Annotated in this window: 19 protein-coding genes and 1 tRNA gene; 11 read left to right on the top strand and 9 right to left on the bottom strand. The window is 67.4% G+C overall.

Going from position 1 to position 22070, the window contains the following annotated elements; translation table 11 throughout:
* The first annotated feature begins 67 nt into the window (after positions 1–67).
* Positions 68–2290 carry an FUSC family protein gene (locus A5622_RS07390; RefSeq protein WP_066877614.1) on the top strand — a complete coding sequence of 741 codons (2223 nt, stop codon included), beginning with the start codon at positions 68–70 and terminating at the stop codon, positions 2288–2290.
* Positions 2291–2384: 94 nt separating this feature from the next.
* Positions 2385–3644, top strand: coding sequence for a cytochrome P450 (locus A5622_RS07385; protein WP_066877612.1), 1260 nt, complete (start codon positions 2385–2387; stop codon positions 3642–3644).
* Here the strand turns inward: A5622_RS07385 and A5622_RS07380 are convergent.
* Positions 3641–4519: an alpha/beta fold hydrolase gene (locus tag A5622_RS07380; RefSeq protein WP_066877610.1), complete on the bottom strand. Its 879-nt coding sequence runs from the start codon at positions 4517–4519 to the stop codon at positions 3641–3643. The two genes, A5622_RS07385 and A5622_RS07380, sit on opposite strands and share 4 nt — an antisense overlap.
* Before the next feature lie 47 nt (positions 4520–4566).
* Between A5622_RS07380 and A5622_RS07375 the strand changes: the two genes are divergently transcribed.
* From A5622_RS07375 to A5622_RS07365, 3 genes are all read left to right on the top strand, one after another.
* Positions 4567–5454 carry an NYN domain-containing protein gene (locus A5622_RS07375; protein ID WP_066866382.1) on the top strand — a complete coding sequence of 296 codons (888 nt, stop codon included), beginning with the start codon at positions 4567–4569 and terminating at the stop codon, positions 5452–5454.
* 150 nt (positions 5455–5604) lie between these two features.
* The gene (locus A5622_RS07370; protein ID WP_066866440.1) at positions 5605–6834 is read left to right on the top strand and encodes a cytochrome P450; all 1230 of its coding nucleotides are present in this window, start codon (positions 5605–5607) and stop codon (positions 6832–6834) included.
* Positions 6835–6950: 116 nt separating this feature from the next.
* The gene (locus tag A5622_RS07365; protein WP_066866384.1) at positions 6951–8312 is read left to right on the top strand and encodes a hypothetical protein; all 1362 of its coding nucleotides are present in this window, start codon (positions 6951–6953) and stop codon (positions 8310–8312) included.
* A gap of 14 nt (positions 8313–8326) precedes the next feature.
* Here the strand turns inward: A5622_RS07365 and A5622_RS07360 are convergent, their stop codons facing one another.
* On the bottom strand, positions 8327–9634 hold the full coding sequence (locus A5622_RS07360) for an NRAMP family divalent metal transporter (protein WP_066877608.1): 1308 nt from the start codon (positions 9632–9634) through the stop codon (positions 8327–8329).
* A 128-nt stretch (positions 9635–9762) separates the two neighbouring features.
* Between A5622_RS07360 and A5622_RS07355 the strand changes: the two genes are divergently transcribed.
* Both A5622_RS07355 and A5622_RS07350 read left to right on the top strand, forming a co-directional pair.
* Positions 9763–11748 carry a molybdopterin-dependent oxidoreductase gene (locus A5622_RS07355; protein WP_066877606.1) on the top strand — a complete coding sequence of 662 codons (1986 nt, stop codon included), beginning with the start codon at positions 9763–9765 and terminating at the stop codon, positions 11746–11748.
* 109 nt (positions 11749–11857) lie between these two features.
* Positions 11858–12247 (top strand): hypothetical protein, encoded by a 390-nt coding sequence (locus A5622_RS07350; protein ID WP_066877604.1) that lies wholly within the window; start codon positions 11858–11860, stop codon positions 12245–12247.
* A gap of 204 nt (positions 12248–12451) precedes the next feature.
* Here the strand turns inward: A5622_RS07350 and A5622_RS07345 are convergent, their stop codons facing one another.
* Complete coding sequence (locus A5622_RS07345; protein ID WP_066877602.1) at positions 12452–13309, bottom strand: LLM class flavin-dependent oxidoreductase; 858 nt, start codon at positions 13307–13309, stop codon at positions 12452–12454.
* Positions 13310–13323: 14 nt separating this feature from the next.
* Positions 13324–14064 (bottom strand): SDR family oxidoreductase, encoded by a 741-nt coding sequence (locus A5622_RS07340; protein WP_066877600.1) that lies wholly within the window; start codon positions 14062–14064, stop codon positions 13324–13326.
* A gap of 99 nt (positions 14065–14163) precedes the next feature.
* Here A5622_RS07340 and A5622_RS07335 point away from each other — a divergent pair, with 99 nt between their 5' ends.
* Positions 14164–15171 carry an Lrp/AsnC family transcriptional regulator gene (locus tag A5622_RS07335; RefSeq protein ID WP_066877598.1) on the top strand — a complete coding sequence of 336 codons (1008 nt, stop codon included), beginning with the start codon at positions 14164–14166 and terminating at the stop codon, positions 15169–15171.
* 45 nt (positions 15172–15216) lie between these two features.
* Here A5622_RS07335 and A5622_RS07330 read toward each other — a convergent pair whose 3' ends face one another.
* A complete protein-coding gene (locus tag A5622_RS07330; RefSeq protein ID WP_231997767.1) occupies positions 15217–15717 on the bottom strand; it encodes a hypothetical protein in 501 nt (166 codons plus the stop codon).
* Between the two features lie 116 nt (positions 15718–15833).
* Between A5622_RS07330 and A5622_RS07325 the strand changes: the two genes are divergently transcribed.
* Positions 15834–16799 carry a DMT family transporter gene (locus tag A5622_RS07325; protein WP_066877596.1) on the top strand — a complete coding sequence of 322 codons (966 nt, stop codon included), beginning with the start codon at positions 15834–15836 and terminating at the stop codon, positions 16797–16799.
* On the opposite strand, the gene A5622_RS07320 is transcribed toward A5622_RS07325, so the two are convergent.
* The 4 genes from A5622_RS07320 to A5622_RS07305 form a co-directional block, all read right to left on the bottom strand.
* The gene (locus A5622_RS07320; protein ID WP_231997768.1) at positions 16787–17332 is read right to left on the bottom strand and encodes a hypothetical protein; all 546 of its coding nucleotides are present in this window, start codon (positions 17330–17332) and stop codon (positions 16787–16789) included. The two genes, A5622_RS07325 and A5622_RS07320, sit on opposite strands and share 13 nt — an antisense overlap.
* 8 nt (positions 17333–17340) lie before the next feature.
* A complete protein-coding gene (locus A5622_RS07315) occupies positions 17341–18942 on the bottom strand; it encodes an alpha/beta hydrolase (RefSeq protein WP_232002897.1) in 1602 nt (533 codons plus the stop codon).
* 495 nt (positions 18943–19437) lie between these two features.
* Positions 19438–19644 carry a hypothetical protein gene (locus A5622_RS07310; protein WP_066866401.1) on the bottom strand — a complete coding sequence of 69 codons (207 nt, stop codon included), beginning with the start codon at positions 19642–19644 and terminating at the stop codon, positions 19438–19440.
* Positions 19645–19810: 166 nt separating this feature from the next.
* Positions 19811–19894 (bottom strand) — tRNA-Tyr (locus A5622_RS07305).
* 69 nt (positions 19895–19963) lie between these two features.
* Between A5622_RS07305 and A5622_RS07300 the strand changes: the two genes are divergently transcribed.
* On the top strand, positions 19964–20455 hold the full coding sequence (locus tag A5622_RS07300; RefSeq protein ID WP_066866403.1) for a YajQ family cyclic di-GMP-binding protein: 492 nt from the start codon (positions 19964–19966) through the stop codon (positions 20453–20455).
* Positions 20456–20545: 90 nt separating this feature from the next.
* On the top strand, positions 20546–22057 hold the full coding sequence (locus A5622_RS07295) for an NAD(P)/FAD-dependent oxidoreductase (protein ID WP_066877592.1): 1512 nt from the start codon (positions 20546–20548) through the stop codon (positions 22055–22057).
* Positions 22058–22070 lie beyond the last annotated feature (13 nt).

Here is a 22070-nt window from a genome sequence, read left to right as displayed (position 1 = left end):
CATGGGGGGTAAGCGCACGAGAGGGGTCATCGGAATAACTGTTCTTTACGAACGCGCCCGCAATTGGGTGATCGGCTCCGATCCTGGCTTGCTTCGGTTGCGCATGGCGACCCGGACGACGGCCGCGCTCGGCCTCTCCCTGCTGGCGCTCTTCATCCTGACCAAGGCGACGGGACAACCCCTGACCGTCGCCCTGCTGGGCGTCGTCATCACCATGGTCGCGTCACGCTCCGTCAACGAACCCGACCCGCGCCAGCAGCGAATCACCATGGCGCTGTTGCCGTTGCCGGCCGCGGTGTCCATCACCGCCGCCGCGGTGCTGGCCCCGCACCTGGTGGCCAGTGACGTCGTGTTCGTGGCCGTGGTCTTCACCGCGGCGTACATCCGCCGCTTCGGGGCGCGGGGCAGGGCGCTGGGCATGGTCGCGTTCATGTCCTACTTCTTCACGCTGTATCTGCACGCCCGCCTCGCGGAGCTGCCCTGGATGATCGGGGCGGTCGCGGTGGGCACCGTGTGCACGTTCGTGATGAGCACCTACGTGATGCCCGATCGACCGGAGCGGGTGTTGCGCGACACCGTTCGGGCCCTGCGCGCCCGGATGGCGATCGTCATCGACACCACCGCCGAAGCGGTGCGGACGGGCCGCCTCGATGAGCGGCGGCGCCGCCGCATGCGGGCCCGCACCATCCGGCTCAACGAGACCGCCCTGTTGGTGCAGAGCCAGATCGAAGACAAGGCCGACCCCGCCACCCTGTGGCCCGGCGTCACCACCGAGCAACTGGCCCCCTGGCTGCTGGATGCCGAGCTGGCCATCGAATGGGTGGCCACCGCCGGTCGACGGGCCGCCGTCCTTGCCTGCGAGGCCCCGGACGCCATCCCCGCACCCACCCGGGCCGCGCTCGTCGACGCGCTGACCGAGCTGGCGCGAGCGATCCGGCTCCCCGAACCCGACGGGCTGCGCCGGGCCGCCGACCGCGCGCAGCGACTGCTGGACGAGCAGCGCGGCCCCGCCTCGGACCCGGCCGGCGATGACTCGGGCGCCACCGCCGTGCGGCGCCTGGCCCTGGCGATAATCAACGCCGCCACAGCGACTTCCGATGTGCGGGCGATCGTCGACCGGGCCACCACCGGCCGCCCCCTCGACGACGCCGCCACCTCCCCGGCGGCGCCCGAGGGTGACGAACCCGACGAGGCCACCGAGGAAGAGCCGTCCACCGGGCTGCCGCCGACCACCCGGCAGGCCATCCAGGTGTCGGTCGCCGCATCGTTGGCCATCGTCGTCGGCGAGCTGGTGTCGCCCGCGCGCTGGTATTGGGCGGTGATCGCCGCGTTCGTCATCTTCGCCGGCACCAACTCCTGGGGCGAAACCTTGACCAAGGGCTGGCAACGGCTGCTCGGCACGCTGCTCGGCGTGCCCTGCGGCGTGCTGGTGGCCACGTTGCTGACCGGCCACAAGACCGCCGCGCTGGCCGGCATCTTCGTGTGCCTGTTCTGCGCCTTCTACTTCATGACGGTCACCTACAGCTTGATGACGTTCTGGATCACCACGATGCTGGCGCTGCTGTACGGCCTGCTCGGCCAGTTCTCGTTCGGCGTGCTGATGCTGCGCATCGAAGAGACGGCGATCGGTGCCGTCATCGGGGCGACGGTGGCGGTCCTGGTGCTGCCGACCAACACCAGAACCGCGATCCGCATCGACACCCGGGCCTTCTTGACGAGCCTGTCCGCCCTGATCGAGGTGTCGGCCGCGACGATGTTCGGCGAGGCGGACAGCGCCAGCCCCTCGGAGCAGGCGCGTCAGGTCGGTCGCGATCTACAGCAGTTCCGGGTCACCGCCAAGCCGTTGCTGGCCGGGGTCGCCGGGCTGGCCGGCCGGCGCAGCATCCGCCGCGCGCTGCGCATCTTCACCGCCTGCGACCGGTACGGTCGAAGCCTGGCGCGCAGCGCCGAGCAGTATCGCGATCCGGTCGGGTCACCCTCGCTGGCCTCGGAACTGGCGCAAGCGTTTTCGGCGGCCGCGGACCAGACGCGGCGCAACATCGAAGCGTTGCAGGAAGCCATCGAAGGGGGCCACGCACCGACGCTGATCTCGGCGGCCGACGAACTCGACGCCGCCGAGACGGTGGCCCGGCAACAGGACGGCGACGGCCGCGATGCCATGAGCCCCGACACCCGGCGGTTCCTCACCGCCGTGCACGCCCTGCGCCAGATCGAGCGCGCCATCATCACCGCGGCCACCAATCTCGGTGGGCGCGAGAGCGTCAAGACCGCCAGTCCCGCGTCGCGCTGATCCGGTGCCTCGCAGATTTGCTAGGCGATCCGCACGCACGCGGCTAGCATCGTGCTAACCGCCACCGCCAGGGCAGCAGTCGAGGAGAAATCCGATGGCGACACCGAACCTTCCGCCGGGCTTCGATTTCACCGACCCCGACATCTACGCCCGTCGGCTTCCGGTGCAGGAGTTCGCCGAACTGCGTGCCACGCAACCCATCTGGTGGAACGAGCAGCCGCTGGATCAAGGGGGCTTCGGCGACGGCGGTTACTGGGTGGTGACCAAGCACCGCGACGTGCGCGAGGTGTCGCTGCGCAGCGATGTCTTCTCGTCGGCCACCAAGTCGATCGTGCCGCGCTACCGGGAAGACTTGGCGCAGGGGCAGATCGAGGCGGGGCGGGCGTCGATGATCATGATGGACGACCCCGAGCACAGCCGGTTGCGCAAGATCGTCTCGCGGGGCTTCACGCCTCGGGCGGTCGAGCGGCTGCGCGCCGAACTCACCGAACGCGCGCGACGCATCACCGCCGACGCCGCCGCGCACGGCTCGGGCGATTTCGTCCGGCAGGTGGCGTGCGAGCTGCCGCTGCAGGCCATTTCGGGACTGCTCGGTGTGCCGACGGAGGACTACGACAAGCTGTTCGACTGGACCAACAACATGATCGGCAGCGACGACCCGGAGTTCGCCGGCAATGACGCGCTGACGTCGGCGGGTGAATTGATGTGGTACGCCATGCAATTGGCGGCGCGCAAGGCCGAGGAACCCGGCCCGAAGGATCGCGACATCGTCACCACGCTGATCGAGGCCGATTCCGAGGAGCAGCGACTCTCCGAGGCCGAGTTCGGCATGTTCGTGGTCACCCTGGCCGTGGCCGGCAACGAGACGACCCGCAACTCGATCACCCAGGGGATGATGGCCTTCACCGACCACCCGGACCAGTGGGAGTTGTTCAAGGCACAGCGGCCGCAGACGGCGGCCGACGAGATCATCCGCTGGGCTACCCCGATCACAGCGTTCCAGCGCACCGCGTTGACGGACACCGAACTCGGCGGCGTGGCCATCAAGCAGGGCCAGCGGGTGGTGCTGTTCTACCGGTCGGCGAACTTCGACGACGAGGTCTTCGACGAGCCGTTCACCTTCGACATCATGCGCAGCCCCAACCCGCACGTCGGATTCGGCGGCACCGGAGCGCATTACTGCATCGGCGCCAACCTGGCGCGCATGACGATCGATCTGATGTTCAACGCGATCGCCGACCGCATGCCCGATCTGAGCTCGGCCGGCGATCCCGAACGGTTGCGGTCGTCGTTCATCAACGGGATCAAGCATTGGCAGGTCGACTACCGCGGGACCTGCCCGGCGGGGCGCTAGCTGGGCTGGAAAGGCTGCTCTCGCTCGGTTTCCTGGCGCTCCCCCGCGGCGATGAAGTCTTCGATCAGCTCGACCACCCGGTTGGGCGCCTCCACCTGTGCGAAGTGGCCCACGTCGGGCAGCACCTCGAGCCGGGCGTCGGTGCGCGCCTCGTGTGCGGCGTAGGCGTGCGCGACGGGAATGATGCCGTCGCGCTCCCCCCAGATGGCCATGACCGGTAGCTCCTCGCGCAGCCGCAGCCGGTTGAGCGCGCTGACGGCCTGTCCGCGGTAGTCGACGACCGATCGCAGCGTCTTGAGGAACGATTGTCGCGTCTCGCCATCCGACAGCGACGAGTAGGCGCTCCACAGCTCGGCACCGCGCGGCGACTGGATGCCGGCGCTGCGCAGCCAGGACCGCAGCTTGTTGCCGACGGACAGGACGGGGTGCGGCGCGATGATCGGCAAGACCAGCTCCGCCCCGGGTGCAGAGAGCAGCCGCAGCACCCATCCCACGTCCGGGCCCAGGCCGCCGCTGCTGATCAGGATCAACCCCTTGGCGTAGTCGGGGTGCTGATAGACGAACTGCATCGCCACCCCGCCACCGAGGGAGTGACCGACGAGGGTCGCCTGGCTGACGCCGAGCTCGTCCAGGAAATCCCGCAGCCAGACCGCGAACGCGCCCAGCGAATAGTCCGTGCGGGGCTTCGCCGACTCGCCGTGGCCGAGCAGGTCCGGGGCGATGACCCGGAACTTCTTCGACAACGGCGGTATCACCGACCGCCAAGTCTCCGCGCTGCCCGCCATGCCGTGGATGAGCAGCAACACCTCGCCGTCACCCTCGTCGCGGTACGCGATGCGATCGCCGTGCAGGTCGAGAACCTTCACCTCACTCATCCGCCCTGGGTACCCGCTTTGGGCTGCCTACAGCGATGATCTAGTGCATGACCGAACCGGTTGCGACCCGCGTGGCCGTCTACCTCGACTTCGACAACATCGTGATCTCCCGATATGACCAGATTCACGGTCGGAACTCGTTTCAGCGGGACAAGGCCAAGGGCCTCGAGCAGCAATCTGAGCGGCTGGACCGGGCGACCGTGGACGTCGGCGCGATCCTCGACTTCGCGTCGTCCTTCGGGACCCTGGTGCTCACCCGGGCCTACGCGGACTGGTCGGCGGATATCAACGCCGGGTACCGCGGACAGTTGGTGGGCCGCGCGGTCGACCTGGTGCAGCTGTTCCCGGCGGCGGCGTACGGCAAGAACGGCGCCGACATCCGGTTGGCGGTCGACGCAGTCGAGGACATGTTCCGGCTGCCCGACCTGACCCACGTGGTGATCGTCGCCGGTGACTCCGACTACATTCCGTTGGCCCAGCGCTGCAAGAGGCTGGGCCGGTACGTGGTGGGCATCGGGGTGGCCGGCGCGTCGAGCCGGGCGCTTGCGGCGGCCTGCGACGAGTTCGTCATCTACGACGCGCTGCCCGGCGTTCCGGTGCCCGCCGACGCGGGATCGGCCAAGCCGAAGAAAGCGGCCGGCCGCGGCAAGTCGGCCCAGCCCGAGGAAGCCGACGAGCCCGAGGAGCAGCCCGACCCGCAGGCCGCCGCGACCGCGCTGCTCACCCGCGCGCTGCGGATCGGCCTGGAGAAAGACGACGTCGAGTGGCTGCACAACTCCGCGGTGAAGGCCCAGATGAAGCGGATGGACCCGTCGTTCAGCGAAAGATCCCTGGGATTCCGCTCGTTCAGCGATTTCCTGCGGTCGCGGTCCGACGTCGTCGAGCTGGACGAGACCTCGACGACGCGGACGGTGCGGCTGCGCGCGCAGGATTGAGGATCGCGACCCGCGCGATGCCGCCATGCATTTCCCGTTGGATGTATGGCGCTTCGTCCATCAGTGCGCCGATATCGTTGACACCCCTGGGCACCGGCCATACATTATTCGAAAGTCGTCCGCACGTTGTGCGGAACCAAGGAGACCGTCATGACCGTCGGTGCCGCTCCCCCAAGCGTTTTCGAGGCCGACCTGCCGACGCTGTCCTACGACCCCGAGGAAACGCCCGCCCAGGTCTACCCGCGACTGCGCGAGGCGCAGCGGCGGGCCCCCGTCGCGCTGGGACCGCACGGGCCCGAGGTGCTCTCCTATCACCTGGTCCGTTCCGTGCTTCGCGATCCCCGATTCCAGATCCCGCCCGGCATCAACCTGCTCGCCCAGGGCATCGACTCGGGGCCGCTGTGGGACAAGGTGGCCAACAGCCTGCTGTGCCTCGAGGGTGACGCGCACCATCGGCTGCGCAGCCTGTGCTCCAAGGCCTTCACCCCGCGCACGGTCGCGCGCCTGCACGACACCATGGTCGGGGTGCTCAACGAGCTGGTCGCCCGGGTGGCGGCCGCGGGCCGCTGCGACGTCGTCACCGATATCGCCCGCCCGTACCCCGTTCCGATCATCTGCGCGCTGCTCGGCGCGCCCCGCGAGGACTGGGAACAGTTTTCGTTGTGGGCCGACGACGTGTTCAAGGCCTTCAGCTTCACCGTCGACCTGCGCGCGGTCGAGCCGGTCGTGATGCGCGCGTGGCGCCAGCTCGACGACTACGTCGACGAGATGGTCGCCCGGCGGCGGCACAGCTTGACCGATGACCTGCTCTCCGACCTGATCCGCGCCGAGGACGAGGGCGACCGCCTCGACGCCGCCGAGCTGCGCATGTTGGCGGGCGGACTGCTGCTGGCGGGGACGGACACCACCCGCAACCAGGTGGCTGCCTCGGTGCAGGTCCTGTGTGAACATCCTGACCAGTGGGAGCTGCTGCAGCAGCGTCCCGAGCTGGCGATGCGTGCCGTCGAGGAGACCATGCGGCACTCGCCGATCGCCTGCGGCACGCTGCGGCTGGTGGTCGAGGACGCCGAGCTCGACGGCTACTCGTTTCCCGCCGGCACCGCCGTACTGGTGAATACCTTTGCCGCCAACCGTGATCCGGTGGTGTACGACGACCCCGACCGGGTCGACATCACCCGCGCGGCGCCGCCGCCCATCCTGACGTTCGGCGGCGGGGTGCACTACTGCCTGGGCGCGAACCTGGCCAGGCGCGAGATCGCCGAAGCGCTGAACGTCCTGGCGAACGGGCTGCGCCACCCGCGCATCGCCGGACCGGCACCGTGGAAGCCGATGGTGAGCCTGAGCGGTCCCAAGAGCCTGCCCATCGAGTTCGACCGGTAACCATCGGCCCCTTCCGCCGGGCGCAGGTTGTGACAAAGCGCGCCATACGCCCGAGTCGCGGCCGCATCGGGGCGGCTTTACGCTGCTTGGTTACACGAACGTAATGGGGGTTTTCGATGCGTGCAGCCTGGGCGCGTGCCCGGTGGCGGCGCCGGTCGCGCTACCGGCGCGCCGCGGTCGCGTCGGCGGCCTGCCTGGCGTTGGCCTCCTGTTCGGAAACCGCGGCGCCGCCCCCGCTCACCGCCACCACCTCCACATCCGTCTCCAAGACCAGCACCCGCGCGGCGGCCCCGCCCGCACCGATCACCGGGCCGCTGGAAAAGGACTGGAAAAGTTACGGCGGCACGGCCTATTTCGGCTGCCCGGAGAAATTCTCGGCCGGCAAATCGGCGCTCGAGGACATCCGGCCGAAAATCTTCGACCCGAAGACCGGGCAATACGTCGCGCCCGCCATCCCCACCGTGCCGGCCGGGGAGAGCCTCATCGGCGGCATGTGCGCGCTGACCGGCACGGCCGACGACATGAAGGTCGTCTATCTCGTCGCCACCACCGGGCCGGCGCAGCCACCCGCGCCCGCAGCCACCAAAACCACCGCGTACGTCTACGACTCCAAATCGGGCCAGCAGGTCGCCACCAAGGAGCTGCAGCCGCCGTCGCTCGACCTGAAGCCGACCGCACCCAAGGACTGGGGACTGGGATCGACCGCCTCCGGCGTGGCGTGGCTGAACGCCTTCACCGACGGCCACGGCGCCGCGTCGCCGCCGCGCACCGTCGTGCTGTCCGGCGGTGACCTGTCGACGATCTGGACCGATCCGCAGCCCGGCCGGGTCTGGCAGGACGTGCTCGCGTTCCAGCGCAACACCGAACCCGGCAAGACATCCGGCGCCGAGTTGCGCCGGCCCAGCGGGGAGGCGATCTTTCAGGACAACGACGTGCAGTCCGTCGACGCCGAATTGACCGACGGGCCGAACAAACTGGTGAAGCTCACGCACTGGGATTCGTATAACCCCCCGGCGCTGTCGACGATGTTCTACGACCTCAACGCCAAGTCCATCATCAAGATCGGTGATTCGGACCGGATTTCCGGCGGTGGGCTGAGCGCGGCGCTGTCCGACGGGAAGCTGTTCGTCGACGGCCACGGTTCGGACACTTCGCAATTCGGCTTCGGCGTCTGGAATCTGCGCACCCAACAATGGGACTTCCAAAAGAGCCGCGACGACGCCAAGAAGCTGTCGGTCTCCAAGCTGGCGTTCTTCGAAGACCACCTCTACATCACCGGCACCGGCGGGACGAATTCCGTGATCGCCTTGCCCGCAACCGATCCCGTCGCACCCAACTGGGCGCTACGCCCGTTCGAGCGGATCTCCGGATGGACGCTGGTGTGTCGCGGTGAGACGGCGCCGGGCGCCAACGGCGAGTGCAAGGAAATCGTCATGGTGCAAGACCAGGACGGCCACTACCCCGGGCCCTGGTTCTGACGTTCGGTCGCGCACTAGAACAGGCCGAGGGCCTGCGGCACCATGTACAGACCGAAGCCGATGGTCACGAAACACAGTGCGCGGGTGACGTATTTGTGCAGCCCCCGCATGCGCCACCGCTCGGGCAACGCCCTGGCCTCCAGCGCCAGCAGCAGGCCCAGCACGATCGGCAGCAACAGCGCGTTCATGACCTCGACGTCGACCGCCAGGTTGACCAGGTCGACACTGGCCAACACCAGCACCGCGCCCACGATGTGGGCGAGCGCGTAGGTGACGTAGAACTTGGCGGTCGCACGGTTGGGCCGCTCGTTGAGCGTGTGCTTCCAGCCGAACACCTCCGCGAGCCCCCAGGCGCCGGCCAGCGAGGCCACGATGGCGGCCACCAGCGCCGCGCCCAGCATGCCCAGGCCGAACAGCACCGTCCCGCCGACGTGGCCGAGGTAGGGCGTCAGCGATTGGGCGATCTGGCCGACGGTTTCCAGCTGCGCCCCGCCGCCGTGTTTCCCAATGGTCCCAATAGTGGAAGCCATCGTGATCACCACCGCGATCATGATCAGCTGGGTCAGCACCGCGCCGAACGCGGTGTCGTAGCGAGCCTGTCGAATCGTGCTCTCCGACAAGCGTTTATCGACAACCGCGCCCTGCTGGTAGAAGATCATCCACGGCATGATGACCGCGCCGACGTTGGCCGCGACCAACAGCAGGTACGACGAGTTGCCCAGCGGCATCGACGACAGACCGTCCACCAGCGCCCTCGGATCGGGCCGGGCCATCACCATGGCCACCAGGAACGCCAGCTCGGCCGCGCCGACGACGAGGCCGATGCGTTCGACGCGCCGGTAGCTGCCGGTCAGCGCCAGCCCCAGCAGGGCGGCGGTGGCGACCGGAATGCTCACCCAGCGCGAGACGCCGAACAGTTCGCCGACCCCGGCGACGCCGGCGAATTCGGTCAGCAGCGCCCCGATCGCGGAGGCGAACAGCGTGAAGGCCGACAGCCAGGCCCAGCCGCGGCCGAACCGCTCCCGGATCAGCGAGCCGTGGCCGCGCCCGGTGACGATGCCGAGCCGCACGGTCATCTCCTGCACGACGTAGAGGACCGGCATCAGGATCAGCTGCGGCAGCACCATCCGGTAGCCCCACTGGGCCCCGGATTGCGAGGCGGTGATGAGCGAGCCCGCGTCGGTGTCGGCGAGCATCACCACCAGGCCGGGCCCCCACACCGAGAGCAGTCCCCACCGTAGCCACCGGCCACGGGTTCGCAGTGAGACCGGCGGGCGGTCGTCGAATCCGTCCGCCACCGGCTGCGTGGTTGTCTCGGTCACCCGGCGATGATAACTAAGGGTCGCCTAACCGCGGGCGTTATCCCGGAGAGCGCCATTGACCGAAAACGCACAACCATTCTCGAAAATGCGATAGGCCTTCTCGAAAAGCGAGAGTACGTTACCCAGGTATGCAAACGGTGCGTAGCTTCTGCCGCGTCTGCACCTCGGTCTGCGGCATCCTCGTCGACGTCGACGGCGACGAGGTGGTCCGCGTCCGCGGCGATCAGGACCATCCCTTCTCGCACGGCTACACCTGCCCGAAGGGCCGCGCGCTGCCGCAGCTGCACCACCACCCCGATCGGCTCGAGCGTCCGCGGATGCGGGTGGACGGGCGGTTGCAGGACGCCACCTGGGACGCCTGCCTGGACGACCTGGGCACCCGGCTGAAGGAGATCATCGACCGGCATGGACCGGCGTCGGTCGCGTTCTACTTCTCCACCATGGAAAGCGCCGGCTTCCGGATGGCCGAGGCCCTGCACGCCGCGATCGGCACGCCGGCCAAGTTCAGCCCGCTGACCATCGACGGCACCGCCAAGCCGCTGGTCTCGGATCTAGTCGGCGGGTTCATGGGGCTGTCCGGCCGCACCGACCTGGACAACGCCGACTTCCTTTTGCTGGTTGGCGTCAATCCCGTTGTGTCGCATGGCCATGCGATCTCGATGCCCAACCCGACCGGCACGGTGCGCGAAATCGCCCGGCGCGGTCAGGTGTGGGTGATCGACCCGCGCCGCACCGAGACCGCCCGGCTGGCCACCGCCCATCTGGCGCCGCGGCCCAGCACCGACCACGCGGTGCTGGCCTATCTGGTACGCGAAATCCTGTGCGACGGAATGAAATCCGATGTACCGGTGCAGGGCATCGACGCGCTGTCCGCCGCGGTGGCGCCGTTCACCCTCGAGCACACCGCAGCGCTGGCCGATGTCGCGGAAGCCGACCTGCTCCGGCTGTGCGAGGCGGTGCGCGCCGCCGAGTGCGTCGCGGTGGAAACCGGCACCGGTGTCACCATGACGGCCGAACGCGCCAACGTCACGCAGTGGCTCGCGTGGGTGCTGATGATCCTCACCGGCGCGATGAACCGGCCCGGCGGGACGTGGTTTCATCCCGGATTCGCTTACCAGCTGGAGACTTTCGGCGAGTTCCTGCCCGTCACGCCGATCGAGGGTGTCTTCGGTCCCGGTCCGCGCAGCCGCCCCGAGGCGCAGGCCTTCATCAACGAGTGGCCGTGCGCGGTGTTGCCCGACGAAATCGCCGCCGGCAACATCCGCGCGCTGATCAACGTCGGCGGCAGCCTGGTCACCTCGTTCCCCGAGACGGGCAAGCTGATTCCGGCCCTGCAAAACCTCGAGGTGTTCGCCACCACCGAGATCATCAACAACGAGACCACCGAACTGGCCACCCACGTCCTGCCCACCAAGGATCCGCTGGAGCGGCCCGACATCACCATCCACGACATCCTGAGTTCGCATGTGTCGGTTCAGTACAGCCCGGCCGTCGTGGCCCCGGTCGGCGAGCGGCGCTCGATGTGGTGGGTGTTCGCCGAGCTCGGCCGGCGGCTCGGCTATGACCTCGGCAATCTCGGGAACCCCGACACCAGCACCGACGACGACGTGCTGGCCGTCCTATTGGCAGGCGCCCGAACGGGTTTCGACGAGGTAGCGGCGGCGGGTTGGGCCGAGGCTCCGCGCGAGTTACCGGCGGCCTGGGTCGACGAACATGTCGCGCGGATGGGGGGCTGGCGGCTGGCGCCGCCGCTGCTGGTCGACCAGCTCGCCGCGCTGGAACCGCCCGCACCCCTGGTGATGGTGCCGCGCCGGCAGCGCCGAAAGCTCAACGGGCAGCTGGACTTTCTCGGTGAGGCGCCCGAGATCCTCATCCATCCCGACGACGGCGCAGCGGCCGGGGTCATAACCGGCCAGAGAGTGACCGTCCGCAGCACGAGCGGAGAACTGACCGGCATCGCGAAGATCGACGACTCCATCCGGCGCGGAGCGGTGTCGATCCCGCACGGCCACCACGTCGCCAACGTCAACCGCCTGACCAACAAGGACGATATCGACGTGGTGACCGGCATGGTGCGCTACTCCGGCATTCCCGTGAGCCTGCACCCCGCGTAGGCGGACAGATCCCTGACTCTGCTTGGTGACGTCGGGCAGTCGGCGCAGGCAGACAGTTTGTGACGCAACAGCTTGCGGATAATCAAGCATCGAGGGTTCAGTCGATTAGATGGGCGGGCAATCGGTGACGGTGATCATTTCCCGCGTGGCCAACGCGCTGATCGCCGATGTCGACGTCACGGTACCGACGACGTCGATCAATAGACGGGTCCTGGACCGTTACCGCCGCCGCCACGGTGGTCTGTGGGTCGGCGGCCGGCTCACTGTTACCGAGACCGATGTTCAGTTCCACGCCAACGCCCTCAACCGCTCGATCCAGTCGGGACAACTGGACATCGTCGTCGACCTCGGTTCGGTCGAAGCCGTGGAACTGCTGCCGGGTGTTCTCACCAAAATCGTCGCCATACACACCGGTGACCGGGTGACCAAATTCCGCTGCTTCGGGGCGGCGAAGGTCGCGGACCGAATTCGCGCTGCAGCGTCTTCCGCAGGCGCTTGAACTGGCTCCGGTCAGGTCTTGCACCGCTCGATGAATCGGCAGACGAGGAAGTCATCTGCACCACAGATCACCGCGTCGGCTGTCCGATGTGCCCAGTCGTGACAGGGTGTCGTGGGCCGCGATCATGTCGATGCTGCGCGGTGAGATGTCAGTGTCGCCCGGCCGTACCGACAACGTGGCCGCAACGGCTCTCGGTGAACGTCATCAGAAGACCGCATCGGCTAGGCGGTCGACCTGGTCGATCTCGGCGACACACGGATGGAAGATGACTCCGTCGAAACCTAGGTCGCGGTAGGCGCGCACGGTCTCGATCGCCTCGTCCGCCGAGCTGAGCATGTCGGCGACGTTGAGGGCGGCGAAGTCAGGCTTGAAGCCGTAGTAGCGCTGCAGATGGGAGCGACCCATAGCGATGGTGTCGGCATCGCCGAAAGCGAAGTTGACGCTGGCCGCAAGCCACGGGCGTCCCGCCCGGCCCGCCTCCGCCCATGCCACCCGCACCCGATCGGCCAGCGCAGACTGGTTGGCGTAGTCACGCAACGCTCCTGCGGTCCAGCCGTCACCGATCGCGGCCGCGCGGCTGATCGTCGCGTCCGCTCGCCCGCCGAACAGGATCGGAATCCGCACGGGCGCAGGGGTCAGCGGCTTATCGCCCGTCACGGTGTGGGCGTCACACGTTGCGCGCACCACGGCCACGGTCTCGTCGAGGATGCGCCCGCGCCGGCGATAGTCCACGCCGACAGCGGTGTAGTCATCGGGTCGGCTGCCGATGCCCAGGCCGAGGGTGAGCCGCCCACCGGATGCGGCGGCAAGGGTGGCGACTTGCTTGGCCAGCAGCACCGCGGGGTACAGCGGAGCCAGCAGCACGTTGGTCGTCAGGCCGATGTTTGTGGTCGCGCCCGCGGCTACAGACATCGCGACCAGCGAGTCGAGGCTTTCGTAGACCAGCCGGTCTATGGCGGCTAGTGCCGCGAAACCCCGCCGTTCGGCTCGACGCGCCCACTCGGCGGTCAACGGCCCGGGCACGTGCGCGATATGGCTGGGCAGTCCGATTCCAATGTGCATGGCGATATCGCTCCTTATGAGTTGATTGCCGCAAAGACGTCGTCGTAGTTGCCGTCGCGGGCGGCGAATCGCACGTGTTTGGCGGCATCGACCACGATCTCTGCGGCGTCAGGCCGGCCGTGCAACAGCGAAAATGCCTCGGCGACAAAGGCATTCACCGACATCGTGGCCGCGCCATCGCCCCGTTCGGCAAGCATGTCGGTCTGGACCCGCGGCGGGATGATCTCAATGACCTGGACCCGGGTGTGACGCAATTGGTGGCGCAACGACTGGGTGTAGGCGTGCAAGCCCGCTTTAGTCGCCGAGTAGCTCGGCGCGTCCGCTCTGGGGACGAACGCTAAAGCGGAGGTGATGTTGGCGATTGCGGCGTGCTGCTGGGAGAGCAGCGTGGGTAGCAGTGCCGCCGTGAGCCGTATCGGGCCCAGCAGGTTGACCGCGACCGTCTGCTCGGCGATGTCCGCCGAGGTGGTTAGCAGGTCCTCGGAGCGCATCACCCCCGCGTTGTTGATCAGGATGTTCAGACCGGGGTGGCTGCCGGTCAGCTCAGCGGCCAACCGGTTGATGCTGTCCGGCTCCGCCAGGTCCAAGTGGCGGTATTCGATGCCCGGGTTGGCATCGGCGACGGCCTGCAGCACGCCGCGACGGCGTCCGGCGATCACGACCTGGTTGCCGGCTCGGTGCAGGGTTTCGGCCAGGCAGCGACCGATTCCGGTGCCGCCACCGGTGACCAAAATGGTGTTTCCTGTCGGCTTCATGGACTTCAGGCTCGCAGCGACGGCGGTGAACTTGCGATCGTTGCGGCGAAATTGTGCAGAAGTCCTCACCCAGACCGCGATCGACGCATACTTTTCGTTGTGCTTGACGACTTAGACGCGCAGATTCTGCATGCCCTGCAGCTGGCTCCTCGGGTGTCGTTTCGCCGGATCGCCACCGTCGTCGAAGCCACTGAGCAAACGGTCGCGCGTCGCTACCATCGGCTGCGCCGCGACGGCGTGGTGCGCGTTGTCGGGCTGGAGAACCGGTGGACCGATGGGGAAGGGAGTTGGGTGTGCCGGATGCGCGCCGCACCCGAACGCATCCAGCAGCTGGCCGACGCCTTGGTGCGCCGGCCAGACGTGTCTCATGCCAACGTGCTGGCGGGATGGACCGACCTGGTTTGCGTCATCCGTGCGCCGGTGGGTGACACCCGGGAGGATCTCCTGAAGCTACTCCCGCGAACAGCCTCGGTCACCGACATCACCATCGACCTGCTGCTGCATTCGTTCGGGCAGCCTCACAGTGCACCGTGGACCGGTTACGGCCGCACCCTCACCGACCGGCAGGCCGCAGCGATCCTGGCGGAGCGAACCGGTCGGATGCCCGGCGCTCAGCGGTGCTCGCCCACTGCCGCGGACCGCCCGATCTTCGAGGCGCTCGCCGAGGACGGCCGGACGTCGCAACCGAAACTCGCCGCACGCGCCGGCTGGTCGGTGGCCAGAGTGGGCCGGCGACTCGGGGCGCTGGAAGCCGGCGGCGCCCTGCTCTTCGACGTCGACGTGTTACCGGAACGACTCGGCCACCAGCTCAGCGCGATGCTGTGGCTGACAGTAGCGCCCCGCGACATCCAATCCGTGGGCGAGCGCATCGCTGCGCACCACCACATCGCCTTCGCCGGCGCCATTAGTGGGACCAAAAACCTTGTGGCGATTGCGATCTGCCGGGACATCGATGATCTGTACCGGTACCTCAGTGAGCAACTCGGACAGATCGCGGAAATTCTCAGTTACGAGGTCAACATCCGCACTCAACGCCTCAAGCAGCACGGATCGCTGGTGGCCCAAGGAAGGCTGATCAACTCCCGCCCCTTCCGCACTGGGCGGTGAGCCGCCCCGGCGCGGCGCGCCGTCGAATGAAGCACGGCTGCACCTTCAGCCCTGCTCGCGGACAACCCTTTTCGCTCCGAAGGCGACGAGCGCGGTGCAGATCACCAGCACGCCGGTGGCCGCGGCTTCGGCGATCAACGAGCCGGAGTTCAGCACTTGCCGGTCCGGCACCAGGGAAATGCCCATCTCGTTCTTGGCGTCGCCGGCCAGTACCGCCGGATAGACCAGGCACACGACGGCGGTGACGAACGCGACGACCGCGCATCCACATGCGACGAGCCCGAGCACGCGCACTCGGGCCGCGCCCAGGACCGCGGCGCCGGCCGCCAGGGAGGCGATCAACACGACCCATCCCGGCACGCTGTCCACCATGCCGGCGAGCAGATGGCCGTATTCCTGCCTGTCCTCGCCGACGTAGACGCCCAGGCCATTCCACCGAATGGGCAATCCCAGCCGGCTGACGTCGACCCAGGGCAGCAGTGTCAATGCGGCTGATGCGATGGCCGCCGCGACGGCCACCACGGTGATCACCTTGGTACGCAGCATGTTTCCTTTCGATCGGCCGGCCGGGACGATTTTCGCGCCGGCCACTCAGGGTAGGCGGGAGGGCCCGTCACGCAAAGGGCGAGTTAACCCCCGAGGTCAGGGGTACCCCACCGGGCATGGGGTGGGTAACCGAGCACGCGGTCGCGATCTTCTCGGCTTTGCTTTCGGCGTTCTGGGCTGCGGTGGGAATCGTCGTTCGGCAACGCGCGACCCACCGGGTTCCCGGTGATGAGGCCATGTCCGCCGCGATGGCGACGACGCTGGTTCGCCAGCCGCTGTGGTGGGCCGGGACGTTTGCCGCGGTTGCCGGCTACGCGTTTCAGGCCGTGGCGCTGGCCCACGGCTCGCTGCTGTTGGTCCAGCCGTTATTGGTGTCGTCGCTGCTGTTCGCGCTGCCGCTGAGCGCGGCGCTGTGCCACCAGCGCATCAGCGGGCCCCAGTGGGGGTGGGCGATGCTGCTGACGGCGGCGCTGGCGGTTTTCCTGCTGGTGGGCGAGCCCCGGGAAGGGCACAGCCGCCCCCCGATACCGGCGTGGACGCTGGCGCTGGCGATCACGGTCCCCGCGGTGATCGCCTGCGTCGTCGCCGCGCACCGCGCCGCGGGCCGGATGCGAGCGTCACTGCTGGGTGTCGCCGTGGCGGTCCTGCTCGGCATGATCGCCGTGGTGACCAAGGTCTGCACCCACCGCTTCGCGATGGGCGGCTGGCATGCGCTCTTGACCGTCCCGGCCCCGTACGTGCTGGTCGGGCTCGCGGTGACGGTCACGGTAGTGCAGAACTCCGCGTTTCACGCCGGCGCGCTGCAGGCGTCGGTGCCGATCATGCTGGTGGGCGAACCGGTGGTCGCCGTCCTGCTCGGCGTGGTGGTGCTCGGCGAGCACTTGGTGGTGGGCGGCGCTAGCGCGCTCGTCCTCGTCCTCGCGGTGGTGGCCATGGGGGCGGCCACCGTCGCGCTCGGCCGCAGCCAGGCCATCGAAAACGGCGGCGTCGCGGGCGAGGCGCCCACCGCAGCGCCGGAGCGTGACGAGGCCGCGCTGACGGCGGTCGGGGTAAGCCCGCGCGGCGGGCGTTACGCCAACTGATCCTGGGGTATCGGTTCGGGCAGCGTGTTCGCTTTGGTCGTCATGTCTTTGCATTCGCCGTAGATGGTGATCGACCCGCCGGAATTCTGCACCGGCGAGTAAGGATCGAAGACCGCCGTAACCCCTTGTTTGCTGACCGCGGAGCCGTGCGTGCGGAAGTCTCCCGGCCCGCCCCAGCCGTGTTGTTTCAGGGTCGCAACCATCTGCTCGATCTCGGCTCGGGATGCTTCCAGGGTGGGCGCGTGGTCGTAGGCGATGCCGACGATTCCCCGGAAGGGCGCCACAGCCTGGTCGTTACAGGAGTCGCGGCTGAAATGCGCCGACACGCCTTTGAGTCCCAGCGTGGTGGCGATCTCTCGCGCCGCATTGACCACTTGGGCCCTGGATTGTTCGGGAGTCATCGGGTTGGGCACCCCTTCGCTCAGATTCCTTACGCTGCTGCAGGATTGAAGCGCGAGGGTCAACACCCCCGCCGCGGCGAGGGCAAGCAACCACCGCCAGGTGGCGCTGCTGATTCCCCTTAAGGTGTTCATGGCTGTTCTCAATGGTAGTGGCCTCCTGTCGGGCGTCGAAGCGCCTCCGGGTCGAATTCATCGGGGAGCCAGTAACTGCCGCGGTGCTGTGCGGTCATGTTGTCGTGTTCGAGTGCGTCACCATGACCGGATGCGATGTCGGCGATGCTGAACAACGATTCGTTCCCGGGCGTGAAGTAGGAGCTGTGGTCCTTCAGCGGGAAGGTCAGCCCCGGCGCTTCGGCCTTGAACCGTGTCGAACCCCAGCCTTCGACGGCCGGGTCGCTACCGAGCCCGACCGTGACGCCGGTTCCGGGCAGGTGTCCCTGGATGCAGCCGAGGTGGGTGATCGGGTCGGTGGATGCGGCGCCGACATAGACGTGTCCGCCTTCGGGAAGGTGGAAGTCGCCGGCATTGTGGGCAAGGTCGGTTCCTGGACAGCCCACCAGGACAACGTCATTGGCGTGCATACCGGATCCCGCCGCGGCGTCGGCCACCGTAGTGGAGCCGTAGGAATGACCGACCACGGTCACGTGTGAGTTGCCCGGTTGGTGAGTTACGCCGAGCGCGTTGACATCGCCGGCCAGTAGGCCTCCTCCGTTTCTGGCTAGCGTCGTCTGCCCGATCTGGGGATCTAATGCGCTGTCTGGGGCGTGATACCCCATCCACACCAGAACCGAATTCGATTTATTCGGATCGGCCCGTTGAGCTTCGTTGTAGATGTTTCGTCCGTCCGTGTGACTCAGATAGCCGTCGCGCACGCTGCTGCCCGTTCCCGGTACGAGCACGGTGGTGTTGTCGGCCTTGTCGGGGTTGCCGATGGCGATGGCTTCCCTGCCCCGACCGTCGAACGCTTCGGGATCGTAGGTCTGCAGGAACACCGGGTTCTTGCTGCCATCGGGGTTCGTCCCGTTCGTGTTGAGGCCGTCGCGTGTCTTGAGCGCGTTGTTGTAACGGGTGATGGCCGACGGCGTCAGGCCGTACAGCTCCGGGTGCTGGGTCACCTGGTCAACACCGACATGGGCTCGGTCAGCGGCGCTTTGCACGCGGGCGATGTCGTCGTTCATCACCGCCTGGTTGACCGTGTCCCGGCTCACGGTCTCAATGCCGTTGAGGTTGCCCAACTCCGGCGGATGCTGTGCGAGCAACTGATCGCGCTGTTCCTGACTGAGGGAATTCCACCACCGCTTGACGTCTTCGGGTTTGGTGTTCGGTGGCGGGATGTGAATCTGTTCGGGTTTGTCCTGGGCGTCCACCGGCGCAAGCGGCTTGGGGTCATACCCGTCAGCACGCAGATTTCCCAGCGAGTTCTGCAGCGTGGCCGAATAGTCGTTGCGTGTCGAGTTCAGCTGGTTGAGAGCGTCTTTGGTGTCGTTGACGGCGGACGTTTTGATGGCATCGATGATGGCGTGCAGTTCCCGCTGGGTCTGCGCGTCAGGGTGGTCCCGCAGATCCTGCTCCGCCAGATCGATCAGATGGTCGAGCTGCTCCAATTGCCCTTCCAATTGAGCGATCTCGCGGGCTGCCGCCTGTTGCGCGTCGGCCAACGAAGCGGCGATGTTCTCCAGGTCTGCGCCGATTTTGGGCAACTGTTCGGATTGCGCGCCAAGCGATTTGACGGTGCGCTGCACTTCAGCGGGGTCGTTGATCGGGCTGCCGCCGTCCTGATGGTTCCAGGCGGCGTTGAAGCGTTGCTGCGCCTGCGCGAATGCGTGGTCGGCCTCGGCCGTGTGGCGGCCCGCCCCATGGAAGGCTTCCGCCAGACGCGCGATCTGGGCCGGGTTACCGGCCTGCAGGGTTCGGTTGATCGCCCACGGGTCGCCGCCGGCCCCCGCGATCAGCTCCGCGATGGTGAGATGCTTCAACTGCATCGCATGTCCGTACCGCGCACGGGAGAAAGATTACCGCCGCCAGGTTGTCGATCAATTCACCTTCGGCTGCGAGCGTCACTGTGGATGCCAAGGGATTTCGCCATGAGACGATTCGTGACCCCGATGATCAAAAGGGCTCGAAAACGCCAGCGCGACAAGGCAATCCAGGTCAGGAGCACAGCAACAGGACACCCTCCCGGTGGACTTGGAGTTGGAGGAAGTACCGGGAGGGTGCCTGGCTTTTGTCGACGCTGGTCACCTGGCGCGTGAGTCGCCCTCCACGACGAATAAGAGCCGATCGACGAAGGCGAGATCGTCGGCCAGCTTTTCGATCAGCTCCGCGGCGCGAGCCTGCCGGACCCCGGCCAGTCGATCGTGCGCGGACACGGCCGACTCACGGGCGGCGAGGATGGCGGTGCGGCATTGGCGTAACGCGCCGAGAGCGTCGGGAGAACCAGCCATGATCGCCCCCTGGGTGAATGCTGTGCTGGATGAATTCCCCCCAGCACGCCCCGCGACACCGGCTTGACCGAATTGTTACAACTTGTCTTGTATTAATTGCGCACGTGTCGCACAGCGGGCGCCGGCGGCGAGCGTGGACGACCCACGGCGCCGGCCGAAACAGGCTTGGTGGCAGGTACAGGATTCGAACCTGTGAAGCTTTCGCGACGGATTTACAGTCCGCTCCCATTGGCCGCTCGGGCAACCTGCCGCCAGACAGGTTACAACGAGCGAGTAGACAAAGCACAAACGCCTATCACCGGATGAAGGGACGGAATGCATGGCGGACTCATCGTTCGACATCGTCAGCAAAGTGGATCGCCAGGAGGTCGACAACGCGCTCAACCAGGCCGCCAAGGAGCTGGCCACCCGCTTCGACTTCCGCGGCACCGACACCACAATCGCCTGGAAGGGCGACGAGGCTATTGAGCTGACCTCGTCCACCGAGGAACGCGTCAAGGCGGCCGTGGACGTCTTCAAGGAGAAGCTGATCCGCCGGGACATCTCGATGAAGGCCTTCGACGCCGGCGAACCGCAGGCCTCGGGCAAGACCTACAAGATCAACGGCTCCCTCAAGCAGGGCATCAGCAGCGAAAACGCCAAGAAGATCACCAAGCTGATCCGTGACGACGGCCCCAAGTCCGTCAAGACGCAGATCCAGGGCGAGGAAATCCGGGTCACCAGCAAAAAGCGTGACGACCTGCAGGCCGTCCAGGCGCTGCTCAAGCAGGCCGACCTGGACGTGGCGCTGCAGTTCGTCAACTACCGCTGACCGGCCCGGCGCGGTTTCCCGGTTCCTAGCCCGACCAACCGGTGGGTCTCTAGGCTAGTGACGAGTCCCACAATTTGAGCGAGGTTCGCGATGACCGTGACTCCCCAGCAAGCCGCCGACGGTGGTGCGACCGAGGCCGGGTACACCGACGTGATCATCGTCGGTGCCGGCATCTCCGGCATCGACGCGGCCTATCGGATCACCGAGCGCAATCCGCACCTGACCTACACCGTCCTGGAGCGGCGCGCGCAGATCGGCGGGACGTGGGACCTGTTCCGCTACCCCGGGGTGCGCTCGGACAGCAGCATCTTCACGCTGTCCTTCCCGTTCGAGCCGTGGACCCGCAAAGAGGGCGTGGCCGACGGCGTGCACATCCGCGAGTACCTGGCCGCCACCGCGCGCAAGTACGGCATCGATCGGCACATCCGGTTCAACAGCTATGTGCGGTCGGCCGACTGGGACTCGGCGACCGACACCTGGACGGTCACCGTCGAACAGGACGGGGCGCGCAAGCTCTACCGCGGGCGCTTCCTGTTCTTCGGCAGCGGCTACTACAACTACGACGAGGGCTACACGCCCGACTTCCCGGGCATCGAAGAGTTCCAGGGCACCGTGGTGCACCCCCAGCACTGGCCAGAAGACCTCGACTACACGGGCAAGAAGGTGGTGGTGATCGGCAGCGGGGCGACCGCGGTCACGCTGCTGCCGTCGTTGTCGGACCGGGCCGCCAAGGTCACCATGCTGCAGCGCTCGCCGACCTATCTCATCTCGGCGTCCAAGTACGGCACTGTCGCCGCCGTCTCCCGAAAGCTATTGCCCCGCAAGCCCGCCCATCTCGTTGTTCGCATGTACAGCGCTCTGACCGAGGCGGTGTTCTTCGCGTTGTCGCGCAAGGCGCCGGGGTTCGTGCGCTGGCTGTTGCGGCGCAAGGCGATCAACAACCTGCCCGCCGGCTACGACGTCGACACCCACTTCAAGCCGCGCTACAACCCGTGGGATCAGCGGATGTGCCTGATCCCCGACGCCGATCTGTACAACGCGATCACCGCGGGCTCGGCCGAGGTGGTCACCGACCACATCGACCACTTCGACGCGACCGGCATCGCGCTGAAGTCCGGCGGCCATCTCGACGCCGACATCATCGTCACCGCCACCGGCCTGCAGCTGCAGGCGCTCGGTGGGGCCACGATCAGCCTGGACGGCACCGAGATCAAGACCAGCGACCGCTTCGTCTACAAGGCGCACATGCTCGAAGACGTGCCGAACCTGTTCTGGTGTGTGGGCTACACCAACGCGTCGTGGACGCTGCGGGCCGACATCACCGCCCGGGCGACCGCAAAACTCATGGAGCACATGGCCTCTCACGGCTATACCCGTGCCGCCCCGCATCGCGGCAACGAGCCGATGACCGAGAAGCCGTCGTGGGACATCAACGCCGGCTACGTGTTGCGCTCGGTGCACATGCTGCCGAAGTCGGGCACCAAGCGGCCGTGGAACGTGCGGCAGAACTACCTGGCCGACGCACTGGACTACCGCTTCGACCGGATCGAGGAGGCGATGGTGTTCGGCCGGGTCGATGACCGCGCGCCGCTGGCCGGCTAGCCCGGTCTGAGTG

The organism is Mycobacterium sp. 1245801.1 (assembly GCF_001673055.1).
GTDB classification, from domain to species: domain Bacteria; phylum Actinomycetota; class Actinomycetes; order Mycobacteriales; family Mycobacteriaceae; genus Mycobacterium; species Mycobacterium europaeum_A.
Note: the sequence above shows the minus strand (reverse complement) of the source record. Positions and strands in the feature narration are given on the sequence as shown.